Raw genomic sequence first — 25,821 nt, forward strand, 5'->3', positions numbered from 1 at the left:
TTGGTCGGACCCCCTCCACCACCGAGCCGCTACACGTCCTCCGACCTCGTGCGCGGCGCCACCGTCGAAGCTGTGCGAAACGCTACCCGATCGCGTCGGATTCGCCCACTGGAGGGAATCCCTCCGGCTCCGATGCGAATCTGCCCGCGCGGGGATGGATATGGCCATCGAAACGGCTGGGGCCGCGCCTCGATGTCCACCCCTCGCCAGCCCCGGCGGGCAGCTCGTCGGTGTATCACCCGATTTGGATGGTTCGGTCGAGCCGAACAGGACAGAATGCCAGAGAACAACAATGTACGCAAGAGGGTTTTCGGCATCGAAACCTGCGACGGCACAATAATTTCCGTGCGATACACACCGGCCGGATCCGCACTTGTCGGTGGCCTGGGGTAGAAATCCGGTCAACCGAGGAACAGGGGAAGACATGACGCGCTGGAGCGAGGACCAGGTCACGGCGCTCGCGCCGGACGCGAGCTCGCTGTCCGCCGCGCGGAAACTCGCGAGCCGCTGGCGCGGTGCCGGGCAGCACGACATCGCGCTGTGGGGACTGTGCCAGGGCAGCGGCGCCAAGCCGTATCAGACGATCATCGATCTGTCCGGGCCCGCGTACAAGTGCTCGTGTCCGAGCCGCAAGTTCCCGTGCAAGCACGCGCTGTCGCTGTTGCTCGAGTGGGCGGCGGGCCGGGTCGAGGACGCGCCCGCGATCGCCGATTTCGCGGCGAGCTGGATCGGCGGACGGATCGCCCGCGCCACCAAGCCCGCGGCGGAGGGCAGCACCCGCACCTCGAATCCGGCGACGGCCGAACAGCGGCGGGTGCGGGTGACCGCGGGACTGGCCGAACTCGACGTCTGGCTCGGCGATCAGGTGCGCACCGGTCTGGCGCAGACCGACCGATCGTTCCGGGCGTTCGAGGCGATCGCCGCCAGGATGGTGGACGCGCAAGCGCCCGGCGTGGCCTCGACCCTGCGCCAGCTGCCAACCGCCGTGGTGACCAGGGCCGACTGGCCGGAGGTGGTGCTGCGCGAATACGCGCGGCTGCACCTGCTCATCGCGGCGCATCGCCGACTCGACGAGCTGACGCCCGAGCTGAGCGCGAGTGTCCGCGCGCACGTCGGTTATCCGAATCCCGCCGAGGCGGTGCGCACCGAGCCCGCGGTTCGGGATCGGTGGATGGTGCTCGGCGTGCGGATCACCGAGGACGAGCGCCTCTATACCCGGCGAACGTGGTTGTACGGGCGCGAGTCTCGGCGCTGGGCGCTGGTGGTGGACCACTCGTTCGGGTCGCCGGGATTCCCCGCGGATGTGCCGCCCCTCGGCCTGCTCGCCGACGCCGACCTGCACTACTACCCTGGCGCCGCGCCGCTGCGGGCGCTGTGGGGTGAACGTCACGGTGCCGCAGAACCTTTCACGACGCTGCCGACCGATCATGACCTGCCGGGCACGGTGGCTGCCGCGCTCGCCGATCATGCCGCGGCGTTGGGGGCCGATCCGTGGCTGCGCGGCTGGCCGGTGCTGCTCGTCGACGTGGTACCCGTGTACACCGAAAGTGGTTGGTACATCGCCGAATCCGATGGCACCGCGTTGCCGGTGGCGCCCACCGAGCAACCGTGGCGGCTACTCGGCGTGTCCGGCGGTCATCCGGTGACCGTTGCCGCCGAATGGACCGTCGAGGGCCTGGTGCCGGTCTCGGTGTTCAGCACCGGCGACGTGATCGATCTGGCGCGGCTCGATCCGGTCGGCCGGAGTGCGTCGAATGCCCGGACGACACAACAATCGAACGCCGCGGACCTGACCTCCGTCGCACTGCTCGGCACCGCCCGCCGAGCACCCGACCTCACCCGGCTCGCCGCCCCCGTGGCCGACGCCGCCGACCGACTACCTGCCGATCCGGCGCTGCGCCTGCTCGAATCCGCCGCGCTACAAGACATTTTCGCGCGCGGCGGGGTGCGCGCGGCCACCGCCAAAGCATCCGAACCCGCCGAGGACGACACCCGGCGACTGCTGCCACACACCGCCGCCGGTCGCCTCGCGCGGATGCTGCAAGAGCGGTCGCCTTTTCTGCCCGAATGGTTCGCCGCGGCCACGCCGCACGACTATCGCGCACCGGACGCGCTGTGCGGGCAGCTGCTCGACCAGGCGAAGAGCAACGCCGAGCTGCGCGAGCCGCTGCTGCGCTTGGCGGGGACCCGCGGCCGGTGGCTGGCGGGCCAGCATCCCGAATGGCGAAAGCTGGTGCGCCAGGAGCCCACCGTGGCGCCGACGGAAGAGGTCTGGCAGTTCGGGCAGCCGCCCGAGCGCCGGGGATGGCTGGCCGAGTTGCGCGGCCGGGATGCCGGCGCGGCGCGCGAAACGCTCGCCGCGGCATGGTCCAAGGAATCCGGGCCGTTGAAGGCGGAGTTGCTCGCCGTACTCGCGGACGGGATTTCGCGGGCCGACGAGCCGCTGCTGGAGGCCGGGTTGAACGACCGGCGCTCCGACGTCCGGCGGACCGCCGCCGGTCTGCTGACGCTGCTGCCCGATTCGGCGTTCGCGCACCGGATGACGCGGCGCGCGAACGACTGGATCCGCGTCGAACACCGTATGTTGCACACCGAACTCGTTGTCGCCCTGCCCGATACGCTCGATCCGCCCGCGCAGCGCGACGGCATCACCGACCGCAGCGTCGAGTTCTCCTATCGGTGGGGCGGCGCACCCGACGGTACCGCGGGCAGGCTCCGCCAGCTCGTCGCGGCGACGCCGCTCGGCCACTGGACGGCCGTGCTCGGCGCGCCCGACAAGGTGGTCAAGGCCACCATCGACGACCGCTTCCGCCAGCCGGTCTTCGACGGCTGGGTGGATGCCGCACTGGCACAGCATGATTCGGTGTGGGCGCGGGCGCTGTTCGACGCCGGCGTGCCGACCGACCTCGCCATGCTGCGCAGGCGCGAGCTGTTCGCGCTGCTGCCGTCGGCCGACCGCACCAAACACCTGCTGAACCTGGACGGCTCCTGGCTCTCCGAGATCGAGGCGCTGCTGCCCGCGATGGGCCATCCCTGGCCGGAACCGCTGGCGCAGCACCTGATTCTGCTGCTGTTCGAACGTGCCCGGGCGGCGGCCCGCCGCCCGGAGGCGCACGGCAATACGCCCAACGCACACCGCTCGCTGCTGTCCGCGGCGTCGGTGCACCTACCTGTTGTCGCCGCGAGCGCCGCCGCCGTGGTGGCCCGCAGATGCGGCGATCCCACCTGGGAGCGAGCCTTCGATCAGCTCGCACACGACCTCAACCACCGCTCGATGATGCTCGAGGAGTTGCAGTGACCACTACCGACGTGACGCCCGACCTGCTGCGTCCGCACGCCGAACAGGCCTACGCCGACGAACTGCGCGCCCTGGTGGCCGCCGACGAGCGCCCGCGCCCGCCGTCCTGGCGGCTCTCGCCGTGGGCGGTGGTCACCTATCTGCTCGGCGGCACCCTCGACGACGGCACCGTGATCAGCCCGAAGTACGTCGGCCCGCGCAGGCTGATGGAGGTGGCGGTCGCGACGCTGGCCACCGACCGCGCGCTGTTGCTGCTCGGCGTGCCGGGTACCGCCAAAACCTGGGTGTCGGAGCATCTTTCGGCCGCCATCTGCGGCGAGTCGACGCTGCTCGTACAGGGCACGTCCGGGACGGCGGAGGAGGCGATCCGGTACGGCTGGAACTACGCGCGGCTGCTCGCCGAAGGGCCGAGCGAAGGCGCGCTGGTGCCGTCGCCGGTGATGACCGCGATGCGCGCGGGCTCGATCGCCCGAATCGAGGAGCTCACCCGCATCCCGTCCGACGTGCAGGACGCGCTGATCACCGTGCTGTCCGAGAAGACGCTGCCGGTGCCCGAACTCGGCACGGAGGTGCAGGCGGCCAAGGGCTTCAATGTCATCGCCACCGCAAACGACCGCGACCGCGGCGTGAACGAGCTGTCCTCCGCGCTGCGCCGCCGCTTCAACACCGTGGTGCTGCCGCTGCCCGCCAGCGAGGACGAGGAGGTCGCCATCGTCAGCCGCCGCGTCGAACAGCTCGGTGCCTCGCTGGAACTGCCGAAGATCCCCGCCGCGGCCGAGGAGGTGCGCCGGGTCGTGCGCGTCTTCCGCGAATTGCGTTCCGGGATCACTGCCGACGGGCGCACCAAGCTCAAATCGCCGTCGGGCACCCTGTCCACGGCCGAGGCCATCTCGGTGATCACCAACGGGATCGCACTGTCCGTCCACTTCGGGGACGGCGTCCTGCGGGCCGCCGACATCGCGGGCGCCGTGCTGGGTTCGGTGATCAAGGACCCGGTCGCCGACGCTGTCGTGTGGACCGAGTATCTGGAAGCCGTTGTCCGCGAACGCCCGGACTGGTCGGACTTCTACCGGGCTTGCCGCGAGGTTTCCGGATGAGCGCGAATGGGATCGGCCTGCCTTATCTCCGTGACGCGCGGCGCACAGCGGATTCGGCGACGGCTCACACAACGCCGGCCAGATGAGAAGGGGGTGACATCATGACGCAGGCGCAGCACGCCAACGGCTCGACAGCCGCGGTGTCCGGCGGTGCGCAGACCCGAGTGTTCGGCATCCGGCATCACGGACCGGGTTCCGCGCGCTCGCTTCGGTTGGCGCTGGAGGCCTTTCAGCCCGACGCCATCCTGATCGAGGGACCCGCGGATGCCGATCCGCTGGTCGGGTATGTAGCGACCGAGGGGATGGCGCCGCCGGTCGCGTTGCTGGCCTATGTGCCGGATGCACCGGCGAAGGCGGCGTTCTGGCCGTACGCGGTGTTCTCGCCGGAGTGGCAGGCGCTGCGGTATGCCGCCGAACACGGTGTGCCTGTGAAGTTTTGCGATCTGCCCGCCACCATGGTGCTCGCCGCCGAGGAAGAGCCCGGCGATCGGTTCGACCCATTGACCGAGCTCGCCGCGGCGGGTGGTTACGACGATGCCGAGCGATGGTGGGACGCGGTTGTCGAATCCTCCCCCGATGCAACGGCTTTCGATGCGATCACCGAGGCCATGGGCGCGCTTCGCGAATCCGCCGAGCAGGATTCGATGGAGCTGGAACCGATCGACGCCTTGCTGGACGAGGACGGTGCGGCGGTCGAACACCATGCCGACGAACAAGATTCACGCTGGCAGGCGGCAGACGCATCGGAGCCGACCAACTTGCGGCCTGACCAGGTAACGGGCACCAATTCGGTCGCCGAGGCAACCTCCGATGTCATCGAGCTGGAGCCGATCCACCTCGAGACCGTCCGCATCGACGCGCATACGCTGCGTCGCGAGGCGTACATGCGGCAGACGATGCGCAAGGCGCTGAAGGACGGCGCGGTCCGCCTAGCCGTGGTGTGCGGGGCCTGGCATGCGCCCGCGCTCACGGGCAAGCTCGGCCCGGCGGCCGCGGATACCCGTCTGCTGAAAGGACTTCCGAAGACGAAGGCCACGCTGACCTGGGTGCCGTGGACGCATTCGCGGCTGTCCACCATCTCCGGGTACGGCGCGGGGATCACCTCCCCCGGCTGGTACCACCATCTGTTCACCGAGACCGAGCGGCCGATCGTCCGCTGGCTCACCAAGGTGGCCGGGGTGCTGCGGGCGCACGATCTGCCGGTGTCGAGCGCGCACATCATCGAGGCCGTCCGGCTCGCGGACACGCTCGCCGCGATGCGTGACCGGCCGCTGGCCGGGTTGGCCGAGGTCACCGAGGCCACCCGCGCGGTGATGTGCGCGGGCGACGAGACGCTGCTGCGGCTGGTCGTCAACGAGCTCGTCATCGGCGAGGCGCTGGGCACCGTGCCGGAGGGCACGCCGACCGTCCCGCTCGATGCCGACCTGCGCGCCCGGATCCGCACGCTGCGGATGAAGCAGGAGGCACTCTCCCGGGTCCTCGACCTGGACCTGCGCAAGGAACGCGAGGTCGAGCGGTCGCGCCTGCTGCACCGGCTGCGCGTGCTCGACATCCCCTGGGGCACGCTGACCACCAGCGAGGTGCGCAGCACCGGCACCTTCCGGGAGACCTGGACGCTGGAATGGCGACCGGAGTACGCCATCTCGATCATCGAGGCCTCGCGCTGGGGCACCACCATCCGCACCGCCGCAGAGGCGAAGATCCTCGATACCGCGAGCCGCGAGGACAGCACCGTCGGCGACCTCTCCGCGGCACTGGAAGTCGCGCTGCTCGCCGATCTCGGCGGCGCCACCGACGGATTGATCACCCGGCTGGAATCGGCCGCCGCGCTGGACCACGACATCACCCACCTGCTCGCCGCCCTACCCGGCCTGATCAGGACGCTGCGCTACGGCGATGTCCGCGGCACCGACACCAAAGCCCTCGCGCACGTCGCCGACGGCCTGCTCGTGCGCGTCTGCGCGGGCCTGCCCGGCGCCGTCACCGGTCTGGACACCGACTCGGCCACCGAGCTCCGCACCATGCTTGACGCGGCGCACACCGCCATCCACACCCGCGACGACGGTTGGGCCACCGGCGAATGGCTCGGCGCGCTGGGCAAGCTCGCCGACCGCGATGATGTGCACGGCGCGCTCGTCGGCCGGGCCGTCCGGCTGCTCTGCGATGCGGGCATCATCGACGAGATCGATTCCGCCCGTCGGCTTTCCGCCGCGCTGTCGGTCGGCAATACCGCTGCCGCGAAGGCCGCCTGGGTCGACGGATTACTCGGCGGGCGAGGGCTACTCCTGGTGCACGACCGAGAGTTGTTGCATCTCATCGATGATTGGCTGCGCGCACTGCGCGAGGACCAGTTCGTTGAGACTTTGCCGTTGTTGCGCAGGACATTCGGTGCCTTCGAGTCCGGTGAGCGCCGCGCGATCGGCCGAGCGGTGCGCGACGGCGGTACCGCCACCATCCGCACCGGCGAGGACGACGGAGGTATCGACATGGCGCGCGGCAACATCGCCATGCGCGCCGCCGCGGAGATTCTGGGGGTCTCGGTATGAGCCCGGCGCTTGCCCGATGCGGGTGGCCGACGCGGGCCATCCGATCGACCCATGACTCGACCGACACTCAGGGGATGCGATGAACGCTGTCGATGAAACACAGGCGCGGCGTTGGCGTTTGGTGCTCGGCACCGCCGCCGAAGAAGGACTCGGCGGGCTCGGCGCAGCCGACGACGTCGCCATGGATCAGGCGCTGTCGGCGCTGTACAACAACGACGAGAAGACCTCCGGCAAGCGCTCGGGCGGGCTGGAAGGGTCCGCGCCTCGGGTGGCCCGCTGGCTCGGCGACATCCGCAACTACTTCCCCTCGACCGTCGTCGAGGTGATGCAGCGCGACGCGGTGCAGCGGCTGAACCTCACCCAGTTACTGCTGGAGCCGGAGCTGCTCGAGGCGGTGGAACCCGACGTGCACCTGGTCGGCACCCTGCTGAGTCTGAACCGGGTGATGCCCGAAACCACCAAGGCCACCGCGCGTCTGGTGGTGCAGAAGGTGGTGCGCGAGATCGAGCAGCGCATCGCCGCACAGACCGTGGCCGCCATCTCCGGCGCGTTGAACCGGGCCGCGCGCGTCTCCCGTCCCCGGCTGCGCGATATCGACTGGGGCCGCACCATCCGCAAGAACCTGGCCAACTACCTGCCCGAGCATCGCACCGTCGTGCCGGAACGATTGGTCGGCTACGGCCGCAAAGCCCAAGCCGTGCAACGCGATGTCGTGCTGGCCATCGACCAGTCCGGCTCGATGGCCGCCAGCGTCGTCTACGCCTCCGTGTTCGGCGCCGTGCTCGCCTCCATGCGCTCGCTGAAGACCTCGCTGGTCGTCTTCGACACCGAAATCGTCGACCTCACCGACAAACTCGACGACCCCGTCGACGTCCTCTTCGGCACCCAGCTCGGCGGTGGCACCGGCATCAACCGTGCCATCGCCTACTCGCAAACCCTCATCACCCGCCCCACCGACTCCCTCTTCGTCCTCATCTCCGACCTCTACGAAGGCGGCGTCCGCGACGAAATGCTGCGACGCGTCAACGCCATGAAGGAGTCCGGCGTCCAGGTGGTCGTCCTGCTCGCCCTCTCCGACGAGGGCGCCCCCGCCTTCGACCACGACAACGCCGCCGCCCTGGCCGCCCTCGGCGTCCCCGCCTTCGCCTGCACCCCCGACAAGTTCCCCGCCCTGCTCGCGGTAGCCCTCGACCGCGGCGACCTCCAAGCCTGGGCCAACTCCAACACGAGCCATAGCTGAGGTGATGTTGGTCATGTATTCTCGAATGTACATCACCAACATAGAGACCGAGGTGCGTCATGACGGTGACACAGATCGACCTGGACGACGACGCGCTTGCACAGACCATGGCACTGTCTGGCGTCCGCACGAAGAAAGAGGCGGTCAACTTGGCCCTCCGCTTCTACGCCGAACAGCAGGAACGCGCTGCTCTGGTGCGCGAGCACTTCGAGCGCGCCCGCAGCTGGGGAGCGTTAGCGGACGCCGAACGGCTGCACCTCGCCGAGAAGGCGGCGCGCGATCGGTGATCTACCTACTGGACACCTCCGGGCTGGTCCGCCTGCTGGCCGACCCGGCCATTCAGGCAGCCTGGGAGCAAGCCATCGTCGCGCAGACCGTCGGATCCTGTTATGTACAGCGCTCGGAGTTCCTCTACAGCGCCCGTGACGCGCAGGAGTTCGATCAGCTCTGCGAGATGTTCGCGGACCTCTATCCGGATGTATCGGTGCCGAAGCAGGCAAGCAAATGGATCAACGCCGCGCAGTACCGCATGTCACGACAAGGCCAGCACCGCAGCGCCTCGGCCGATGATCTGATCATCGCGGCAACGGCCGCCCATCATGGGCTGACCGTGCTGCACGACGACAACGACTTTCGCACCCTCGCCAAGCACGCCACCGATCTGACCGAACACAACATTCGCGATTACTGAGGGACCGGATCACCCGGACAGGCTGGAGATGGCCGAGACGAGGTTGATCAACTGCAGGGCGATGCCGAGCAGGGTGGAGATCGTGGTGAGGAATTCCATCGGACTCCTATCTGAACGGGCGAACCGGACAGCTCAGGAGATCCTACGACAGAGGTTGCGGGTACGAGCCTGGTTCGACAGGCCGCGGCACGGCGAGTTCTCAGCTGGTCATGAGGGGTTTTGCCGCGACGGGTCCCATGATGCCCCAGGCGGTCGCCGAGGTCGGGACGAGCCTCGGGTGCAGTAGCGCGGACAGGGCTAGCAAACCGATCGCAACGATGATGTCGAGCCAGTAGTGGTTGCCGGTGCCGACGACGACGAGGGTCGTCAGGACCGGGTGGGCCAGAGCGAGCCAGCGCCACGGGCTGCGGGTAGCGGCGACGACGGCGAAGGCGAGCAGCAGGGCCCAGCCGACGTGCAGTGAGGGCATGGCCGCGAATTGGTTGGACAGACCGCCGGATTCGGCTGAGCCGTAAACGGATTGGCCGTGCACGGCGGCCAGATCGACGAAGCCGTACTCCGGCAGCATGCGCGGAGGCGCGAGCGGGATCAGGACGTGCACGACGAGTGCGGCGGCGGTCAACGCCACCATCAGATTTCGGGTCCATCGATAGTGCTCGGGACGAAACACCCACAACCACAACAGGACCGCGACCGCGACGGTGAAATGCGCGGTGGCGTAGTAGAAGTTGGCGGGCACCGCGAAGGAGTTGTGGTGCACGAAGACCGACTGCAAGGTCGTCTCCTCGGGCAGCCAGAGCTGGTCCTCCAACCCGAGCAGTCCACGCGCATTGCCGAACGCGCGCACCGTGTCATCAGCGGTAACCATCCGCCCGACGCGATAACCGAGATAGAGCACGGTGATCAGCACCAACTGCCCGATCGCCTCGCCGCCGCGGCCATGCACCGCCGCCCGCATCCGCTCGACGATCCCACCCGGCGCGAACTCGACACCCACACCTGGCCCGCCAAGACCCACAGCCACCATTGCCCGCGGCCTCCTTCCCCGTTGAACCAGGCCGATCCCGGCAATTAAGCGGAGCTACATCCTCCGTTTAACCTAACACCACCCACCGGCCAACTTCACCAGGGTGTGACGAGACAGACACAACGATTGCCGCCATCCCCCGGACCTGCTGCAAGCCAGTCGATTCCGCTGTTCACAGCCGCATGCGCACGCAGCTGACCTGTGTGGCGAGTGTTCTGGACTGTGCCGGTGCCACGGAAACAGAACGGCGGGCCCCGACGAATCGGGGCCCGCCGGACAGCGGTGCGTTAGAGATCAGCGATTGCCGCCAAGGGTGGGGTTCGGGCCGCGCGGACTGCGGGCCAGAGGGCGGCCAGTACGCCGACTACGGCCGAGCTCACCAGAACGAGTACCAGTTGGGACCATGGGATGGCGATCTGGTCGAGGCCTAGATCACGCAGTGTGCGTAGGAATCCCACGCCGAGACCCAATCCGAGAAGCATCCCGATGATGGCGCCGAAGACGGCGATGAGCATGGATTCCAGATAGATGGTTCGGCGGACTTGGGATCGTTGCATCCCGACCGCGCGCAGCATGCCGATCTCGCGGCGTCGTTCCACCACGGACAGGGCCAGGGTGTTGACGATGCCGAGGATGGCGATCACCACCGCGAGGGCGAGCAGGCCGTAGAGGATGGCGAGCAGGGTGTTGATCTGTTTACCTTGCGCGCCTTTGAATTCCTCCCGGTCCTGCACCTGGACCACGGGGAACGGCTCGACCGCTTTCTCCAGATCGCTGCGCATCTCGGTCAGGTTCGCGCCGGGTTTGGCGGTGACCAGCACGACGACGTTGCTCTGGAAGCCGACCGGCACCACTTCCTTGTAGACAACCGGCGACACCACGAGCGCGCCGAGCAGCGGCGTCTTGCGGTAGATGCCGGTGACGGTGAGCGGAACCTTCTTGCCGTCGAAGCTGGTCGGCGCAACCTCCTGGCCGACCCGCCAGCCGCGCTTGTCGGCTTCGTCCTCGGACACCAGGATGTCACGGTCGCCGAGAGTCGCAGTGCCGCGCAGTATTTCGTAGTTCAGGGCGTGATCGAGCTGCCCGTCCGGCGACGTCCCGCCGATCTGGTCGTCACCGAGCTTGAAGCCGACTCCGCGAATCCCGACCACATCGGCCACGCCGGGCACCGACTTGCGGACCGCGTCGGCGGCACCGAACGGCACCCCGACGAACTGCTGTCCCGCCAGCACGTATTCGGACTTCACACCCTTGTCGACCAGCACCCCGACACTCGCCTTCGCCGAGGCGCCGAGCATGCCGATCGCGGTCACCAGCATCAGCCCGAGGGTGAGCGCGAAAGCCGTTGCGGCGGTGCGGCGCGGGTTCCTGGCGGCGTTGTTGCGCGCCATCCGCCCGATCGGTCCGAACGGGCGGGTCAGCACGCCGAGCCCGCCGACCACCGGCCGTGAAAGTGCGGGCGCGGCAAGCAGAACCGCGAGAATCAGCGCCAGCGCGCCGATACCGACGGTCAATGCCGCGTTCCCGCCGGTGGATTGCGCGCCGACATAGACGAGCACCACGCCGGCCACCGCGAGCACCGCACCGATCCACGTCCGGATCCGCAAAGAGTCACCAGCAGAAGCGAATTCCTCGCGCATCGCCTCGACGGGCGGAATCTTCGCCGCCCGGCGGGCAGGCGCGTAGGCACTGAGCACCGTCACGGCGAGGCCGACGAGCAACCCGACCACGATGGTGCGCGGCAGCACCGCCATCGACCCGGTCGGCAGCCCGAGATCGAACGCATTGAGCGCCGCGGACAACCCGAACGCCAACCCGACACCGGCCGCCAAACCCAGTGCACTGCCGACCAATCCGATGACGAACGCCTCCGCGACCACGGATCGCCCGACCTGTTGCCTGCTCGCCCCGACGGCGCGAAGCAGCGCGAGTTCACGCAGCCGCTGCGCGACGATCATCGAGAAGGTGTTGTAGATGATGAACGTCCCGACGATCAGCGCGATCGCGCCGAAGGCGAGCAGGAAGTAGTTGATGAAGTTGAGCGCGTTGGAGACTTCCTTCTTCAGGTCCGCGCGCACCTGATCGCCGTTCTGCACCTTGAGGTTCGGCAGATCCTTGATGAGGTTGTCGCGCAGTTGATCCCCGGGGATGCCGGTGGCCGCGATGTCGACGTAGGCCACATGCAAGCCGTCGGTGAACAGCTTGCGCGCCTGGGCGTCGTCGAACAGCACGCCGATGAAACCGCCGGTGTCCGAGGGCACCTGGTAGATGCCGGTGAGAGTGACGTCGAGGGGATTGCCCTGCGACGGAATCATCACCTTGGTGTGATCGCCGACCTTCAACCCGGCCCGTTCGGCGCCACCGGTGTTCATCGCGATCTCACCGGTTTTCGCGGGCGGCACGCCCTGCACGAACTTGTTCGGCTCGGCGACCGCCTGCTCCGGCGGCAGGTACGACTGGCCGAAGGTGGGCGCGCCACCGGTCTGGATCGCCTTCTTCCCGTCGGGCGTCAGCAACACCACGACGCCGTTCACGCTCGGCGCGATCGTCCGCACCCCGGGATACTTCTGTAGTTCGTCGACGATGTTGTTCGGAACCCCCAGCGCCTGGCGCTCTTTGGGACTCACCCGAACGTCGACCCCCTTCGCCTGACCGGCGAAGATCCCGTCGAACGTGCGCTGCAGCGTATCGGTGAACACGAACGAGCCCGCGATGAACGCGGTACCCAGCACCACCGACAACAGCGTGAGCGCGAGCCGCACTTTGTGTGCGGCCAGGTTGCGCAGCGCAACCTTCCGCATCGGACTACCGGCCATCACGCCTGCTCCAGCGCCTTCATCCGATCGAGGACGGAATCCGAAGTCGGATCCCGCATTTCGTTGACGATCCGACCGTCGGCGAGGAACACCACCCGGTCGGCGAACCCGGCGGCATGCGGCTCGTGTGTGACGATCACCACGGTCTGCCCGAACTCGTCCACCGCGGCCCGCAGGATCGACAGCACCTCCTCGGAGGCCTTCGAGTCCAGGTTGCCGGTCGGCTCGTCGCCGAAGATGATCTCCGGCTTGCCCGCCAGTGCTCGCGCGCAGGCCACGCGCTGCTGCTGTCCGCCGGACAACTCGCTGGGTCGATGGGTGAGCCGATCGTTGAGGCCTAGTCGTTTGAGCACGGTGTCCAGCCAGGCCTGGTCCGGCTTGCGCCCGGCGATGTCCAGCGGCAGCGTGATGTTCTCCAGCGCGGTGAGCGTCGGCACCAGGTTGAACGCCTGGAAGACGAACCCGATCCGGTCCCGCCGCAGCCGCGTCATCTGCTTGTCCGAGAGCCCGGCCAGGTCGGTGTCGCCGATCCGGACGGTGCCGGTGCTCGCGCTGTCCAGTCCGGCCAGGCAGTGCATCAGGGTCGACTTGCCGGAGCCGGAGGGCCCCATGATCGCCGTGAATTCCCCCTTCGCGAACTCTGCCGACACGCCGTCCAACGCGCGGACCTGAGTATCCCCCGACCCGTAGACCTTGGTCAGGTCGATAGCACGGGCCGCGACATCGGTCGGAATCACCACATCAGCGGTGTCGGAACCCAAAGCTTGCGAAGTCATGCTCACCAGTCTTACCGCGTTCGCGCCCGCGCGCCATCAGGGAATTCCCCGACTCTCCAGGTATCGATGCGCCGCGGCGGGTTACGTGGTAGCGGGCTCGGCGTGCAGTTGATCGACGATCGCGGCCAGCGACTTGGCCAATCGTCCATTCCCGGCGGCGAGCACATCGAGGCCGCTCGCGCCGACGGCGCGGTTCATCGCCTGGTAGGCGAGCAGCCCGCGCCGGGTCGGGAACACCAGCACCCGGCGGCGATCGGTGTCGTCGGCTTTGCGGTGCACCAGGTTGTCGGCGATCATCCCGTCGATCAATCGGGTCAGGTTGGCCCCGGTGAGCAGGGTCGCCTCCGCGAGGTGCGACATCGGGTGGCCGACGCCGTCCACCACCGCTGCCAGGACATGCCAGCGCGCGACGGAACTCTCGCCGAGGCTGGTCGCGATCGCCCGGTCGAGTTCCTGCGACGCCCTGCGCACGAGCCGGGCCAACTCCTCCAGCGCGGCGGGGGCGGTGCTATGGTCCACGGCAGTACTATATCCAACCCCGTATGGTCAATCTTCAAATGGAAATATACGGTGGTGATTCCGTTGCCGCGCTACGGTTTTCGTCGCTCCACGGTTGACATCGCCCTGGTGGTGCCCCGAAGTGGGTCCGCGGGCATGTTCGGCCCCTCCTGTGAGGCCTGCGCTGCACTGGCCGTCGCGGATATCAACGCCGCGGGCGGGATCCTCGATCGGACGGTCCGGCTACACCCCGTCGACGCGGGCGCGCCGCTACCCGTCCTCGCCGCGACGATCGACCGGATGGTCAGCACGGGCATGGTCGACGGCGTGGTCGGCTGGCATCTGTCCAACGCGCGCAAGGTGATCACGCCGCATACGGCGGGCCGGGTGCCCTACGTCTACACCACGTTCTACGAGGGCGGCGAGGACTCCGACGGCGTCTACATGGTCGGCGAGACGCCGGAACAACAGCTGTTCCCCGCGCTGCGCTGGCTGCGCGCCGAGCACGGCATCCGCCGCTGGTGCGTGGTCGGCAACGACTACGTGTGGCCGCGGGAAACCGCAAGGGCCGCCATGGAATTCGCGGCCACCACCGACCTCGAGATCGTCGGGCAGACCTTCGTCCCGCTCGGCGGACGGGACTTCCGGCAGGCACTGCAACTGATCCACCGCTCACCGGCGCAGGGCGTGCTGCTGTTCATGGTCGGCGCGGACTGCGCCGCGTTCAACCGGGCCTTCGCCGAGGCGGGCCTGGACGGTGACCGGCTGCGGCTGAGCATGATGATCGGCGAGGACGTGCTGTACGCGGGCGGCGCCGACAGCACGCGCGGATTGTTCACCGCCAGCGGCTATTTCGAGAGCGTCGTGTCGCCCGCCGGAATGGATTTCGGCGCACGCTATCTGCGCGAGTTCGGCCCGGCCGCGCCCGCGCTCAACAACATCGGCGAATCCTGTTACGAGGGACTGCTGTTGTTCGCCTCGCTCGCCGAGTCGGCCCGCAGCCTCGACCTGCGCGCCATCGAACGCAACGCGCCGCGGGTCAGCTACGGCGGCCCGCGCGGCGAGGTGCGGGTGCGCGGCGCGCACACCACCCAACCGGTCTATCTGGCCGACGCCGACCTGCTCGAATTCAGCGTGCGCGCCGAACTCAACTCCTGAATCTCGTAACACGAACTTCACCTTGCGGTTTCGCTGCGGCGACCTGCCGGGCTTTGTATCGTCGTCATACGAAACATATTCAAATGAAAATAATGAGGTGAACGTGCCCCTCTACTGGTTCCATTGCCGCGCCTGCGGCGGCTTCGATCTGGCCTTCGCGATGGCCGACGTGCCCGCCGCCGCGCCGTGCCCGGATTGCGCGTCGAGCAGCAAACGGCAGTTCGGCGTCGCGGCGTTGATCCGGCCCGGATCGGCGGCCACCCGGCTCATCGATGCGACCGAGCGCACGGCGAGCGAGCCGCCGGTCGTGGCCGCGCCGCCGCGCCGGTCTGTGCCGGTGACTCGAAATCCATTGCACCGCAAGCTTCCCCGCCCCTGATACCGAAGGAAATACGATGCCCGAGTTACTGTTCCCGCTGGATTCCGGCAAGCGGTTCACCGAGCAGAAGTACGTCGGCCACAATCGGTGGCATCCCGACATTCCCGCCGCGGTGACCGTCAAGCCGGGCGCCGAGTTCCGGGTGCATGTGCGCGAGTGGTTCGACGGCGCGATCCGCAACGACGACTCCGCCGAGGACGTGCTGAACGCGCCGCTCAGCACGGTGCACTGCCTGTCCGGTCCGTTCGCGATCGAGGGCGCGCAGCCCGGCGACCTGCTCATTGTCGACATTCTCGATATCGGTCCCATCCCGCAGGAGGATTCGGGCCCGCTGGCCGGTCAGGGCTGGGGCTACACCGGCATCTTCGCCACCGACAACGGCGGCGGCTTCCTCACCGAACACTTCCCCGACGCGTACAAGGCGATCTGGGATTTCAGCGGGCAGACCACCACCTCGCGCCACATTCCCGGGGTGAAGTTCACCGGCATGACCCATCCCGGCTTGATGGGCACCGCGCCGTCCGCCGCGCTCCTGTCGAAGTGGAATGCCCGCGAGGAGGCGCTGATCGCGACCGACCCGCACCGGGTGCCGCCGCTGGCGCTGCCGCCCGAACCGCGTGACGCCATCCTCGGCACCCTCGCCGGGGTCGAGTTCGACCGCGTCGCCGCCGATGCCGCGCGCACCGCGCCGCCGCGCGAGAACGGCGGCAATCAGGACATCAAGAACTTCACCCGCGGCAGCCGGGTGTTCTATCCGGTGTTCGTCGACGGCGCCCACCTCTCGGTCGGCGACCTGCACTTCTCCCAGGGCGACGGCGAGATCACCTTCTGCGGCGCGATCGAGATGGGCGGATTCATCGACCTGCGGGTCGATCTCATCAAGAACGGCATGGAGCTCTACGGCGTTTCCGAGAACGCCATCTTCATGCCGGGCAACTCCGGCCCGAACTACTCCGAGTACCTCGCCTTTTCGGGCACCTCGGTCACCCTCGACGGCGAACAGCGCTACCTCGACTCGCAGCTGTCCTTCGAACGCGCCTGCCTACACGCCATCGACTACCTGACCAAGTTCGGCTACACCCCCGAACAGGCCTACCTGCTGCTCGGTGCCGCCCCCATCGAGGGCCGCTTCTCCGGCGTGGTCGACATCCCCAATTCCTGTGCCACCGTCTACATCCCGACCGCCATCTTCGACTTCCCCATCGCCCCGACGGCCGCAGGCCCCACCCGGATCGACCCGGGCCCCGGCGCACCCCGCGCCACCCGCTGACGCTGCTCCGCCCGGCCGGTTGTCACATACACCGGCCGGGTGGACGCACGACGTCACCTCGGATTGCTGAAACATTGCGCACCACCCGTCACTCGCGCCAGCAATCCGAGTAGCGAAGATCTCCGACCCGGAAAATAGTGGTCATCCGTCAAGTTGTTCAATCCGACCCCGGCCCGATCCGGCGGTGGTTCAATCGTCAGGCGTGTGCTCTGAAGTAGCTGTTGCTAGCGAAAGGAGTTCCATGGCCCTGACTGTCACCGAACGAATCCGCCTGCGGGTCGATAGATTCCATTCGGACAGACTTACCGGCCAATGGGGCGGGCGACACATCCTGCACAGCCGCGCACCCAGCTACGGCGACATCGTGCTCAACAGCAACGACTACTTGGCGTTGTCCGTCGAACCACGGATCACCCACGCGATCAGAACCGCGCTGCGGTCCACGTTCGCCCCCAGGTTCGCGTCGGGCGCCTACCTACCCGCCGACCATCCGCAGGTAGTGCTGGAACGATCCCTCGCCGAACATCTGCGCGCGCCCGGCGGAATTCTCTGCCAATCCGGATGGGACGCGAAGGTCGGGCTGATGCAGGCGATCGCGGACCCCGGAACCCCGGTCTACATCGACCAGTTCGCACACATGTCGTTCTGGCACGGCGCGAAAGTTACTGGGGCACCGATATATTCGTTCCGGCACAACTTTCCCGGCCACCTGCGCGAGCAGATCAGGGCACACGGACCGGGGATCATCGCGGTGGACGCCATCTACGGCACCAACGGCAGCCGCTGTCCGCTCACCCAGATCTGCGATGTCGCCGACGAAACCGACAGTGTGCTCGTCGTCGACGAATCACACGCGCTCGGCACCGACGGCCCCGCCGGATCCGGGATGGTGGCGGCGCTCGGCCTCACCGAACGGGTGCCGTACCGAATAGCCAGTCTTGCCAAGGCCTTCGGCACTCGCGCCGGGTTCGTCGGCGCGAACAACGCCGATTTCGTCGACTACTTCAAGCTGGAATCCCATCCCGCGGTCTTCTCCTCGACGCTGCTGCCGCACGAAATCGCCGGTCTCGCCGCAACACTCGACGTGATCCGCCTGGACAACTGGCGGCGCCAGCGACTACGCGAGCTGTCGACCATGGTGCGCCGGGCGCTGACCACCCTCGAATTCGACCTGGAGGGTTCGGCCAGCCACATCGTCGCCCTGCAGGCCGGACCCGACGCGCGAGCCATGGCCATGCGGGACTTCCTGGAAGCACGCGGCATCTTCGGCACCCTGCTGTGCCCACCCACGACCGCACGCAACCGCGCCCTCGTTCGCTTCGCCCTGCACGCCGGCCTCACCGACCAGCACGTCGACCGAATCATCGGGGCATGCAACGAAATCCGCACCCACTTCGGTGCGACCCCACCCATCGAACCCCAACCCCGACCCGCCAAACACGCCCAACCAACCCATGCCGGTTTGGCGAGTGGCACATGAAGTAGACCGCGCCACTCGACCACGCTGCCGCGCGCGGGGACCGATGGTTGGTCCCCGCACGCGGCATCGAACCGCTAGCCGGTGGTCAGGACGGTGCCCGCGCCGACGGTGCGGCCGCCCTCGCGGATGGCGAAGCCGAGGCCCGGCTCCACGGGAGTCGGGCGGCCCAGCTCGACGGTGAGATCGACCGTGTCGCCTGGCATCGTCACCCGTGTGTCGCCGGGGAGCGTCACGTCGCCGACCACGTCACCGGTGCGGATGTAGAACTGCGGCCGGTAGCCGGTGGTGATCGGCGTGCGGCGCCCACCTTCCGCAGTGCCGAGCAGGTAGACGCGGGCGGTGAACCTGCTGTGCACGGCAACGCTGCCGGGTTCGGCGACAACCTGACCGCGACGAACCTGACCGCGCTGGATACCCCGCAGCAGCAGCGCGACATCGTCGCCCGCCTCCGCGAATTCCATGGTGCGGCCGAAGGTTTCGACTCCGGTGACGACCGAGGTGAGCTCGTCGTCGAGACCGAGCAACGCCACCCGATCGCCGAGCCGGACCCGCCCGCGCTCCACCGCGCCGGCGACAACCGTGCCTCGACCCGTGATGGTGAGGACGTTTTCCACCGGCAGGAGGAACGGCGCGTCGGTGTAGCGGACCGGGATCGGCACGTGCGTGTCGATGGCATCGAGCAGCTCGATCAACGCGGCGGTCCACCGCTCGTCACCTTCCAGCGCGCGCAGCCCCGAGACCCGGACGACCGGAACGTCGGCACCCGGATAGCCCTGGGCGGTGAGCAGTTCACGCACCTCCAGCTCGATCAGGTCGAGCAGCTCCGCGTGAGCGCGACGGATTTTCCGCACGTCGCAGGCGCTCAGAACGTCGGTGCTTGCTCGACCTTCCCCAGAAACAACAAATCCGACCCCGCGGTTGATCGGGATCGGAGGAGTATTCACTAGTCGGCCGAGGCGCTCGGGTCGAAGGACACCGAACGCCTCGATACGCGAACTACTGCGCGGTGCTGCTGCCTGCCAGCAGCGCCTTGAGAAACGCGTCGATTGCCGCGCCGGAGCCCTCGGCGGAACCGGTGCCCGAGCCGGTCAGCGGCGGCGCGGCCACGGTGCCGGGGTTCGCGGAGCCGGTGTACGGCGGCTTGAAGGTCTCGATGGAACCGGTGCCCGAACCGCTCAGCGGCGGCGCGGCCACAGTGCCGGGGTTCGCCGAACCGGTGTACGGCGGCTTGAAGGTTTCGATGGAACCGGTGCCCGAACCGGTCAGCGGCTCCGCTGCCATCGCGAGGCCCGAGCCGGCCATCACGATGGAGGCGGCGGTGAGCGCCACGAAACCGAACGTACGGATCTTCTTCAAAGACTTTCCCTTCAGAGAACAGCAGCCAGCACTCCCTCGGTGCCAGCCCGATAGAGATATCACGGGTAGGCAACAGGCAAGTGCGCTCCCTGAACGCCCGATCAGCAGCAAGGTAACTGTAAATTTGCGCGGTCGGTTACTTCCATGCAGGACAAACGGCTCGCAGCCTGCCGTGCAACCCATCCCGTTCAGCAGATGTTTCGCGGAAAGTCACCCATTTCCACCCATGGCGAATCGATGGCTACTTTGTGATATAGGTCATATAATCTTCGCATCGCTGAACCATTGCCTGGTCAATGATGTGGCGCACATCCGCCGATGCAATGGTGCTTGGCACAGAGCCGCATCCACAACACCGAGAATACAAGCCTTGCTAAGTATTTACCGGCGCGCCGAATTGTCAATCCCGCTATCCGCAGACCGACCGCTGGCTGAATATTTACCCGGCGGTCCGTGGACTGACCCATTCGAAAGCATCGGCTTTGGAGCGAGCGCCCTCGGCCGCCCGAGATCGATTCGGCTCGCCCAGTTCCGCCAGTAAGTCCTCGGACAGGTCGACCAACGACGCGAGCGTGGCCGGCGTGAACCACCCTGGACGCGTCGCGAACAGAATGTCCTCGGTGGACGTGTTGCCGCTGGCGCCGGGCGCGAACGGGCAGCCGCCGAGACCACCGAGCGAACCGTCGACCATCGTGGCACCCGACTGAATGGCGGTCAGAGTGTTCGCGACACCCATCCCCCAGGTGTCGTGACCGTGGAAGACGATGCGGCGCCGCGGGGTTCGCGTATGGACTGCGGAGATCAACGCTGCGACCTGCGCGGGGTGGGCTTGGCCGAGGGTGTCGGCGATAACGATGTCGTCGGCGCCTGCGGTGCGCGGGTCGTTGGCGATGGCGATGACCCGTTCCGGATCGACCGGGCCGTCGAACGGGCAGGTGAAGCTGGTGGCCAGGCACAACTGGATCGAGCCGCCCACCGCTTCGGCGAAGCGAACCGCGTCCGGCATGGCGGCGACGCTGTCCTCGGTGCTGCGACCGATATTGGCCTTGTTGTGCGCGTCCGAGACCGAGAAGCAGTACTGGAAGTTGCGCACGCCCGCCGCGGCCGCCTTCTCGACGTGTCGCGGCGTGGCCACCCATACCCAACAGCGTTGCAGCTCTTCGGGACTCAGCGCGGCGATGAGTTCCATGGTGTTCGCCATCGGCGGCACCAGGTCCGGCCGCGCCATGGAGCCGATCTCCAGCGCGGGCACGCCGAGCCCGAGTAGTCGGCGGACGATGTCCACCTTGCGCTCGACCGGCAGCGCCTTTCCGGTGAGCTGCAAGCCATCTCGCAAGGTGACGTCGCGCAGGACCGCGGCGGTCACCGCTCGTCTCGCTCCTGTCGCGGCGCGCACATCACGCCGCCCCACGGCTTTTCGTGCACCCCGGCTGGATTCGGATGCACCGTCGGCCGGGTGAACCCCGGTGACCGGATATCGCGCGGTCCGCGCCCTGGCGGGCGCCTGCGGTCAAGTTTCATTTCGCCTCCAAGGCGTCGATCTCGCTGTCGCTCATGCCGAGTAGCCCGGACAACACTTCGTGCGTGTGTTCACCTAGGTCGGGCCCGATATTGCGGATGGGCAGGGACTGCTCGCCGATCACCGGGACGATGCCGGGAAAGCCGACGGTCTTCGGTTCCGCCGCACCGACATCCACCGAGAACGGCTGAATCATATTGCGCGCCTTGTACTGTTCGTCGGCGACGATGTCGGCCGCGGTGTAGATGGGGCCGCACGGGATGCCCGCGGCCTCGAGAATCTTCAGTGCGTCGGCGCGGGTGTGCTGGATGGTCCACTCGCTGATGGCCCGGTCGAGGCGGTCGTGCTGACGCCAGCGGCCCGCGTTGTCGTGCAGTTCCGGGTCGGCGGCCAGGTCGGGACGCCCGATCACCTGCATGTAGCGCTGGAAGATGGCGTCGCCGTTGCCGCCGATGATAATGCTGACGCCGTCGCTGCACGGGTAGGCGTTGCTCGGCGCGATGCCCTCGACGAGGCCGCCGACCCGGCCCCGGTTGATGCCGTAGGCGAGGTAGTCGGGGACGAGGGACTCCATCACCGACAGGATCGTCTCGTTGAGGGCGACGTCGATGATGCGCTCGCGCAACGGAATCGGCGTCTCGTCCGGCTTGCGTTCGCGCTGGAACAGCGCCATCACGGTGCCGAAGGCGGCATAGACGCCCGCGATCGAATCGCCGATGGATACGCCGGTGCGCACCGGCGGGCGGTCCGGCTCGCCCATCAGTTCGCGCAGGCCGCCGACCGCCTCGGCGACGGCGGCGAAGCCCGGCCGCGACGCGTGCGGCCCGGTCTGCCCGTAGCCGGAGATTCTGGTGATCACCAGGTCGGGGTTCGCCTCGTTGAGCACCTCCGGGCCGAGCCCCCACTTCTCCAGCATGCCGGGACGGAAGTTCTCCAGGAGCACATCGCACTGGCGGATCAGGTCGAGCACGATGGCGCGGCCCGCCTCGCTGCGCAGATCGAGCGTGATCGACTTCTTGTTCCGGTTGACGGTGCGATAGAGCATGGAGGTGTCGCCGCCGTAGAGCCGCCAGTTGCGCAACTCGTCACCGGCCTTGGGCCGCTCGACCTTGATGACCTCGGCGCCGAAGTCCCCGAGGATGCGCCCGGCGGTCGGCGCGGCAATGTAATTGCCCAGCTCCAGGACGCGAACACCGTCCAACGGCCGAATACTCATCGCAACAGTGTCTCAGGGCCCGCGGCGGCCGCGCACGACGACACCTCGCTGCGACCGAACAAGATCATGCGCCCCGGCAGCGACGCATGATCGAGTTCCGTGGATTCGGTCGGCTCGGCAGCCGCGGCCTCCGGCACTCGACGGCCGGATCAGGAGGCCAGCAGCTGCGTGTCCTCGACGATCGAGTAGTGCTCGGCGTTGCCGGTGATGCTGGTGCTCGCGGTGCCGTCGACACCGACCGGGATGTCGCCCGCCAGGGTGATCCGGGTGAGCTTGCGGGGCTGGTCGTCGTAGTCGTCGATGGCGTAGTGCTGGGTGGCGCGGTTGTCCCAGATCGCGACGTCGCCGGGTGCCCAGTTCCAGCGAGTCGTGTTCTCCAGACGGGTCACCCGGTCCTGGAACAGGCGGTACAGGGTCTGCGATTCGGTGCTGGACAGGCCGACGAAGTGCTTCACGAAGTGGCCGAGCAGCAGCGCCCGCTCGCCGGACTCCGGGTGCACCCGGACCACCGGGTGCTCGGTCTCGAAGTAGCTCGACTCGAACTCCGCGCGGTAGGCCTGGGTGTTCGGTCGCAGGGGTTCCACGTTGCGGGCCGCGTAGTCGTAGACGTTGGTGTGCACCGCGCGCAGGTTGTCCGCGAGCACCTTCAGCGATGCGGGCAACGACTCGTAGGCGGCGACGGTGGAGGCCCAGGTGGTCGAGCCGCCGTAGGTCGGCAGGTGCACCGCGCGCAGGATCGACGCCTTCGGGATGCGGTCGACGAAGGTGACATCGGTGTGCCAGCTGTTCGCGCGGCCGTGCTCGGAGTCGATCGCGAGGCTCTTGACGCCGTGCGAGGTGACCGTCGGGTGCGGGGTGGTCGGGCTGCCGAGCAACTGCGCGAACTCGTACTGCCCGTCCTCGGTCAGGTGATCCTGGCCGCGGAAGAAGATCACCTTGTGGGCCACCAGCGCACGACGGATCACGTCGACGGTCACCGCGTCCAGGTCACCACCGAGCCGGACATTGTCGACCTGGGCGCCGATCCGCGCGCCGAGTTTGGTCACCGAGGCAGTGCTTGGTGCGTGTGCGACCGTCATGAGATCACCTTCGCTGTCGAAACCGATGAGTGCTCTCCGAGCACATCACCGAATCCCCCACCCCAACCAGGGTTTTCGTCGCCCTGATCCCAACAGCACCCCACCTGCCCCCTCTCTCCGGACCCACACCGGCTCTAGCCGCCCGTATCCGTTGCGGACCCCGAGAGGGTGCAGATCTCGGCCCTCACGGCCCTATAACCCGGCCAGACGGGCCAGGGTGTGCACCTGACTGCTCCCCGCACCGGTGCTCGCGGAACCAGCGGCCCACCCACCACACCGGAACCCGCAACGCGCAACGCGCGGTGCCGATCGACGTCTCGCCAGCCAGCACACGCCGAACCCACAGAGCACCCGTACCTTTCACAGGGTGTTGAGCCCCTGTGAAAGGTACGCACGCTCTGTGAGTCTCCCTCCACACCGCCAGTTTTCGGTGTGCGGCTGGTAGATCCCCGCGCTGGGACCCGAGATTCGCTGATTATCAAGTCTCGAAACGCAACCACAGCCAGATGACCACGCTGGAACCCCCACACCACGCACCTGACTGATAAAGAAGGCCGGGTACCCCACCTGACGTGCCCAGCACTACTCGGTCTGAGGTTCCCCCCAAATGGTGGACGGGGGGTTATGCGGCCGAAGTGGCCGCGAGGAGTGACCGCTCATAATTGTCGGGGCTGAGCATCCCGATCGTGGAGTGGCGTCTTCTACTGTTGTAGAAATTCATCCATTTGTCAACTGCTGCAACGAGTTCCGCTTTGGTGGCGAAGGTGTGTCGATAGTAGTATTCGTGTTTGAATGTCGACCACAGGCTTTCCGCGCCGGCATTGTCCCAGCATATTCCGGTCGATCCCATGGATCGGCGCAGACCGTGCCGATCGCAGGCGGCAGCCATGTCGTTGGCGGTGTACTGGCTACCTCGGTCCGAATGCAGAACCGTGCCCGCACACGACCCGCCACGCGCCGCTACCGCCCGGTCCACGGCGTCGGTGACCATCTCGGTCCGCATGTGATCGGCCACGGTCCAGCCGAGCACCTTCTTGGAATGCTCGTCCTTGATCGCGCACAGGTACATATCGCCTTCACCGCAAGTCAGATAGGTGATGTCGGAAACCCAGACTGCGTCTACACGGCCCTGGTCGAAAAGACGTTGCACCAGGTCGTCCGGGAACGACGCGGTCGGGTCCACGATCGTGGTCCGCACCTTGAAGGTGCGCGGGCTGATCCCGGCCAGCCCGATCTCGGCCATGATCGCCGCGACCGTCTTCTCCGACACCCGATCACCGCGATCGCGCAGCTCGGCGGTGATCCGCGGAGCCCCGTAGGTCCCATCGGAGTCTTTATGGACGGCAAGGATCTTCACCGTCAAGTCGGCGCGCCGCTGCTGCCGATCGGTCAACACAGGGGCCGTCTTCCGCTTCAGGTACGCGTAGAACCCTGAGGTCGATACACTCAACAACCGCGCCATGCGCGTGATATCGGCTGTGCTGCCGTTGATTTCGGTGGCGGCGCACTGCGCTGCCATCAGCTCGAACCGGGCCGGTTCTGCTGCATCGCCGCGAAGTACGCGCTCGCTTTTTTTAGGAAACTGACGTCTTTCTCCAGCTCGCTGACCTGCTTGCGTAACCGGAGCAACTCTGCCCGCTCGGCCGGGCTCAACGGCTGCTCGCCGTGTACCTCGGCCGCCGCTATCCGGCGGCGTTCGTCTTGGACCCATTTAGCGAGAAGGCTTTCATGCAAACCCAACTCGCCAGCCACCGCGGCGATCGTGCGACCGGAATCGATCACCCGATGCGCGGCCTCGACCCGGTACTCGGCCGTGAACGACCGGCGCTTCCGAGACGATGACATACTGGACATCCTTCCAGCAGGACCGCGATCCCGCTAAATCGGTGTCCACTGCTTGGGGGGAGCCTCAGTCATTCCCTGGGACCTGTGCACCTACCTGGTGAGTACAACTAAGGACTGGTTGCGTGCACCTACCCGGTGAGTACAACCAAGGACTGGATGCGTATACCTACCCAGCGAGTACAACTAAGGACTCCCCAGGTGAGCAGTCCGGTGAAAGCTGAAGACCTACCCAGGTTTTCCCGTGAGTAGTGTGGGCGCGTCGTGTGCCGTACCCGGCTTTAGGGGCATGTCAGGGGCGTGGAGTCGCGTTGGCGAGGTGGTCATCTGGCTGTGGTGGCGTTGAGGGCATTTTCAAGATCAAGCGAGTCATATGGTTGCTGGTGGAGATCGTTTGGCGACCATATGACTCGCTTCGATGCTTGCCGCTGGCTGTGGTTGCGTACTTCGCACACCTGCTTGATCTTTCGCACACCCGTTGGGGTGTTGGTAGGTGCGTGACAGATGAAAGTGGTGTGCGAACTGTCAAGCCA

20 protein-coding genes and 1 pseudogene are annotated in these 25,821 nt (G+C 67.4%); 10 read left to right on the top strand and 11 right to left on the bottom strand.

The features are described 5' to 3' along the window. The first annotated feature begins 424 nt into the window (after positions 1-424). The 6 genes from ACQPW1_RS41655 (at position 425) to ACQPW1_RS41680 (ending at position 8,872) form a co-directional block, all read left to right on the top strand. Entirely contained in the window at positions 425-3,298 is a 2,874-nt protein-coding gene (locus tag ACQPW1_RS41655) for an SWIM zinc finger family protein (RefSeq protein ID WP_433658663.1), read from the top strand. Continuing rightward, a complete protein-coding gene (locus tag ACQPW1_RS41660; RefSeq protein WP_433658665.1) occupies positions 3,295-4,395 on the top strand; it encodes an ATP-binding protein in 1,101 nt (366 codons plus the stop codon). Before ACQPW1_RS41655 ends, ACQPW1_RS41660 begins: the two co-directional genes overlap by 4 nt. Positions 4,396-4,496: 101 nt before the next feature. Further along, complete coding sequence (locus tag ACQPW1_RS41665) at positions 4,497-6,941, top strand: DUF5682 family protein (protein WP_433658667.1); 2,445 nt, start codon at positions 4,497-4,499, stop codon at positions 6,939-6,941. 79 nt (positions 6,942-7,020) lie between these two features. Further along, positions 7,021-8,181 carry a VWA domain-containing protein gene (locus tag ACQPW1_RS41670; protein ID WP_433658668.1) on the top strand — a complete coding sequence of 387 codons (1,161 nt, stop codon included), beginning with the start codon at positions 7,021-7,023 and terminating at the stop codon, positions 8,179-8,181. A gap of 59 nt (positions 8,182-8,240) precedes the next feature. Beyond that, positions 8,241-8,468 (top strand): type II toxin-antitoxin system VapB family antitoxin, encoded by a 228-nt coding sequence (locus ACQPW1_RS41675; RefSeq protein ID WP_433658670.1) that lies wholly within the window; start codon positions 8,241-8,243, stop codon positions 8,466-8,468. Beyond that, complete coding sequence (locus ACQPW1_RS41680) at positions 8,465-8,872, top strand: PIN domain-containing protein (RefSeq protein WP_433658672.1); 408 nt, start codon at positions 8,465-8,467, stop codon at positions 8,870-8,872. Before ACQPW1_RS41675 ends, ACQPW1_RS41680 begins: the two co-directional genes overlap by 4 nt. Before the next feature lie 199 nt (positions 8,873-9,071). Here the strand turns inward: ACQPW1_RS41680 and ACQPW1_RS41685 are convergent, their stop codons facing one another. From ACQPW1_RS41685 to ACQPW1_RS41700, 4 genes are all read right to left on the bottom strand, one after another. Then, positions 9,072-9,899, bottom strand: a complete 828-nt coding sequence (locus ACQPW1_RS41685) for a phosphatase PAP2 family protein (RefSeq protein ID WP_433658674.1) — start codon at positions 9,897-9,899, stop codon at positions 9,072-9,074. 287 nt (positions 9,900-10,186) lie between these two features. Beyond that, positions 10,187-12,715, bottom strand: a complete 2,529-nt coding sequence (locus tag ACQPW1_RS41690; RefSeq protein WP_433658676.1) for an ABC transporter permease — start codon at positions 12,713-12,715, stop codon at positions 10,187-10,189. After that, positions 12,715-13,491, bottom strand: a complete 777-nt coding sequence (locus tag ACQPW1_RS41695; RefSeq protein WP_433658678.1) for an ABC transporter ATP-binding protein — start codon at positions 13,489-13,491, stop codon at positions 12,715-12,717. The genes ACQPW1_RS41690 and ACQPW1_RS41695 overlap by 1 nt, the downstream gene beginning before the upstream one ends. An 81-nt stretch (positions 13,492-13,572) precedes the next feature. After that, positions 13,573-14,010 (bottom strand): MarR family winged helix-turn-helix transcriptional regulator, encoded by a 438-nt coding sequence (locus ACQPW1_RS41700; RefSeq protein ID WP_433658680.1) that lies wholly within the window; start codon positions 14,008-14,010, stop codon positions 13,573-13,575. 51 nt (positions 14,011-14,061) lie between these two features. Between ACQPW1_RS41700 and ACQPW1_RS41705 the strand changes: the two genes are divergently transcribed. From ACQPW1_RS41705 to cqsA, 4 genes are all read left to right on the top strand, one after another. After that, the gene (locus ACQPW1_RS41705) at positions 14,062-15,147 is read left to right on the top strand and encodes a substrate-binding domain-containing protein (RefSeq protein ID WP_433658681.1); all 1,086 of its coding nucleotides are present in this window, start codon (positions 14,062-14,064) and stop codon (positions 15,145-15,147) included. 97 nt (positions 15,148-15,244) lie between these two features. Beyond that, positions 15,245-15,526, top strand: a complete 282-nt coding sequence (locus ACQPW1_RS41710) for an FmdB family zinc ribbon protein (protein ID WP_433658683.1) — start codon at positions 15,245-15,247, stop codon at positions 15,524-15,526. A 16-nt stretch (positions 15,527-15,542) separates the two neighbouring features. After that, positions 15,543-16,796, top strand: coding sequence for a formamidase (fmdA, locus tag ACQPW1_RS41715; RefSeq protein ID WP_433658685.1), 1,254 nt, complete (start codon positions 15,543-15,545; stop codon positions 16,794-16,796). A gap of 241 nt (positions 16,797-17,037) precedes the next feature. Further along, positions 17,038-18,276: an alpha-hydroxyketone-type quorum-sensing autoinducer synthase gene (gene cqsA, locus ACQPW1_RS41720; RefSeq protein ID WP_433658687.1), complete on the top strand. Its 1,239-nt coding sequence runs from the start codon at positions 17,038-17,040 to the stop codon at positions 18,274-18,276. A gap of 74 nt (positions 18,277-18,350) precedes the next feature. Here cqsA and ACQPW1_RS41725 read toward each other — a convergent pair whose 3' ends face one another. From ACQPW1_RS41725 to ACQPW1_RS41755, 7 genes and pseudogenes are all read right to left on the bottom strand, one after another. Beyond that, positions 18,351-19,127 (bottom strand): EF-Tu/IF-2/RF-3 family GTPase, encoded by a 777-nt coding sequence (locus ACQPW1_RS41725; protein ID WP_433658689.1) that lies wholly within the window; start codon positions 19,125-19,127, stop codon positions 18,351-18,353. A gap of 145 nt (positions 19,128-19,272) precedes the next feature. Further along, entirely contained in the window at positions 19,273-19,605 is a 333-nt protein-coding gene (locus ACQPW1_RS41730) for a hypothetical protein (RefSeq protein ID WP_433658691.1), read from the bottom strand. Between the two features lie 466 nt (positions 19,606-20,071). After that, the gene (locus tag ACQPW1_RS41735) at positions 20,072-20,998 is read right to left on the bottom strand and encodes a hydroxymethylglutaryl-CoA lyase (protein WP_433658693.1); all 927 of its coding nucleotides are present in this window, start codon (positions 20,996-20,998) and stop codon (positions 20,072-20,074) included. A gap of 151 nt (positions 20,999-21,149) precedes the next feature. After that, positions 21,150-22,367, bottom strand: coding sequence for a CaiB/BaiF CoA transferase family protein (locus tag ACQPW1_RS41740; protein ID WP_433658695.1), 1,218 nt, complete (start codon positions 22,365-22,367; stop codon positions 21,150-21,152). Between the two features lie 149 nt (positions 22,368-22,516). Beyond that, positions 22,517-23,446, bottom strand: a complete 930-nt coding sequence (locus ACQPW1_RS41745; protein ID WP_433658697.1) for a TauD/TfdA dioxygenase family protein — start codon at positions 23,444-23,446, stop codon at positions 22,517-22,519. Positions 23,447-24,068: 622 nt separating this feature from the next. Further along, on the bottom strand, positions 24,069-25,157 hold the full coding sequence (locus ACQPW1_RS41750; protein WP_433653973.1) for an IS3 family transposase: 1,089 nt from the start codon (positions 25,155-25,157) through the stop codon (positions 24,069-24,071). Next, a pseudogene (locus ACQPW1_RS41755) lies at positions 25,049-25,300 on the bottom strand (transposase); the annotation flags it as partial. The pseudogene ACQPW1_RS41755 and the gene ACQPW1_RS41750, both read right to left, overlap by 109 nt. Between the last annotated feature and the right edge of the window lie 521 nt (positions 25,301-25,821).

This window comes from Nocardia sp. CA-128927 (genome assembly GCF_050955855.1).
GTDB lineage: Bacteria > Actinomycetota > Actinomycetes > Mycobacteriales > Mycobacteriaceae > Nocardia.

Coding starts and splice junctions, on each gene's coding strand:
- fmdA (WP_433658685.1), top strand. CDS start 15,543: ATGCCCGAGTTACTGTTCCCGCTGGATTCCGGCAAGCGGTTCACCGAG.
- ACQPW1_RS41740 (WP_433658695.1), bottom strand. CDS start 22,367: ATGAGTATTCGGCCGTTGGACGGTGTTCGCGTCCTGGAGCTGGGCAAT.
- ACQPW1_RS41670 (WP_433658668.1), top strand. CDS start 7,021: ATGAACGCTGTCGATGAAACACAGGCGCGGCGTTGGCGTTTGGTGCTC.
- cqsA (WP_433658687.1), top strand. CDS start 17,038: ATGGCCCTGACTGTCACCGAACGAATCCGCCTGCGGGTCGATAGATTC.
- ACQPW1_RS41750 (WP_433653973.1), bottom strand. CDS start 25,157: ATGGGTCCAAGACGAACGCCGCCGGATAGCGGCGGCCGAGGTACACGG.
- ACQPW1_RS41745 (WP_433658697.1), bottom strand. CDS start 23,446: ATGACGGTCGCACACGCACCAAGCACTGCCTCGGTGACCAAACTCGGC.
- ACQPW1_RS41665 (WP_433658667.1), top strand. CDS start 4,497: ATGACGCAGGCGCAGCACGCCAACGGCTCGACAGCCGCGGTGTCCGGC.
- ACQPW1_RS41655 (WP_433658663.1), top strand. CDS start 425: ATGACGCGCTGGAGCGAGGACCAGGTCACGGCGCTCGCGCCGGACGCG.
- ACQPW1_RS41675 (WP_433658670.1), top strand. CDS start 8,241: ATGACGGTGACACAGATCGACCTGGACGACGACGCGCTTGCACAGACC.
- ACQPW1_RS41695 (WP_433658678.1), bottom strand. CDS start 13,491: ATGACTTCGCAAGCTTTGGGTTCCGACACCGCTGATGTGGTGATTCCG.
- ACQPW1_RS41685 (WP_433658674.1), bottom strand. CDS start 9,899: ATGGTGGCTGTGGGTCTTGGCGGGCCAGGTGTGGGTGTCGAGTTCGCG.
- ACQPW1_RS41690 (WP_433658676.1), bottom strand. CDS start 12,715: ATGGCCGGTAGTCCGATGCGGAAGGTTGCGCTGCGCAACCTGGCCGCA.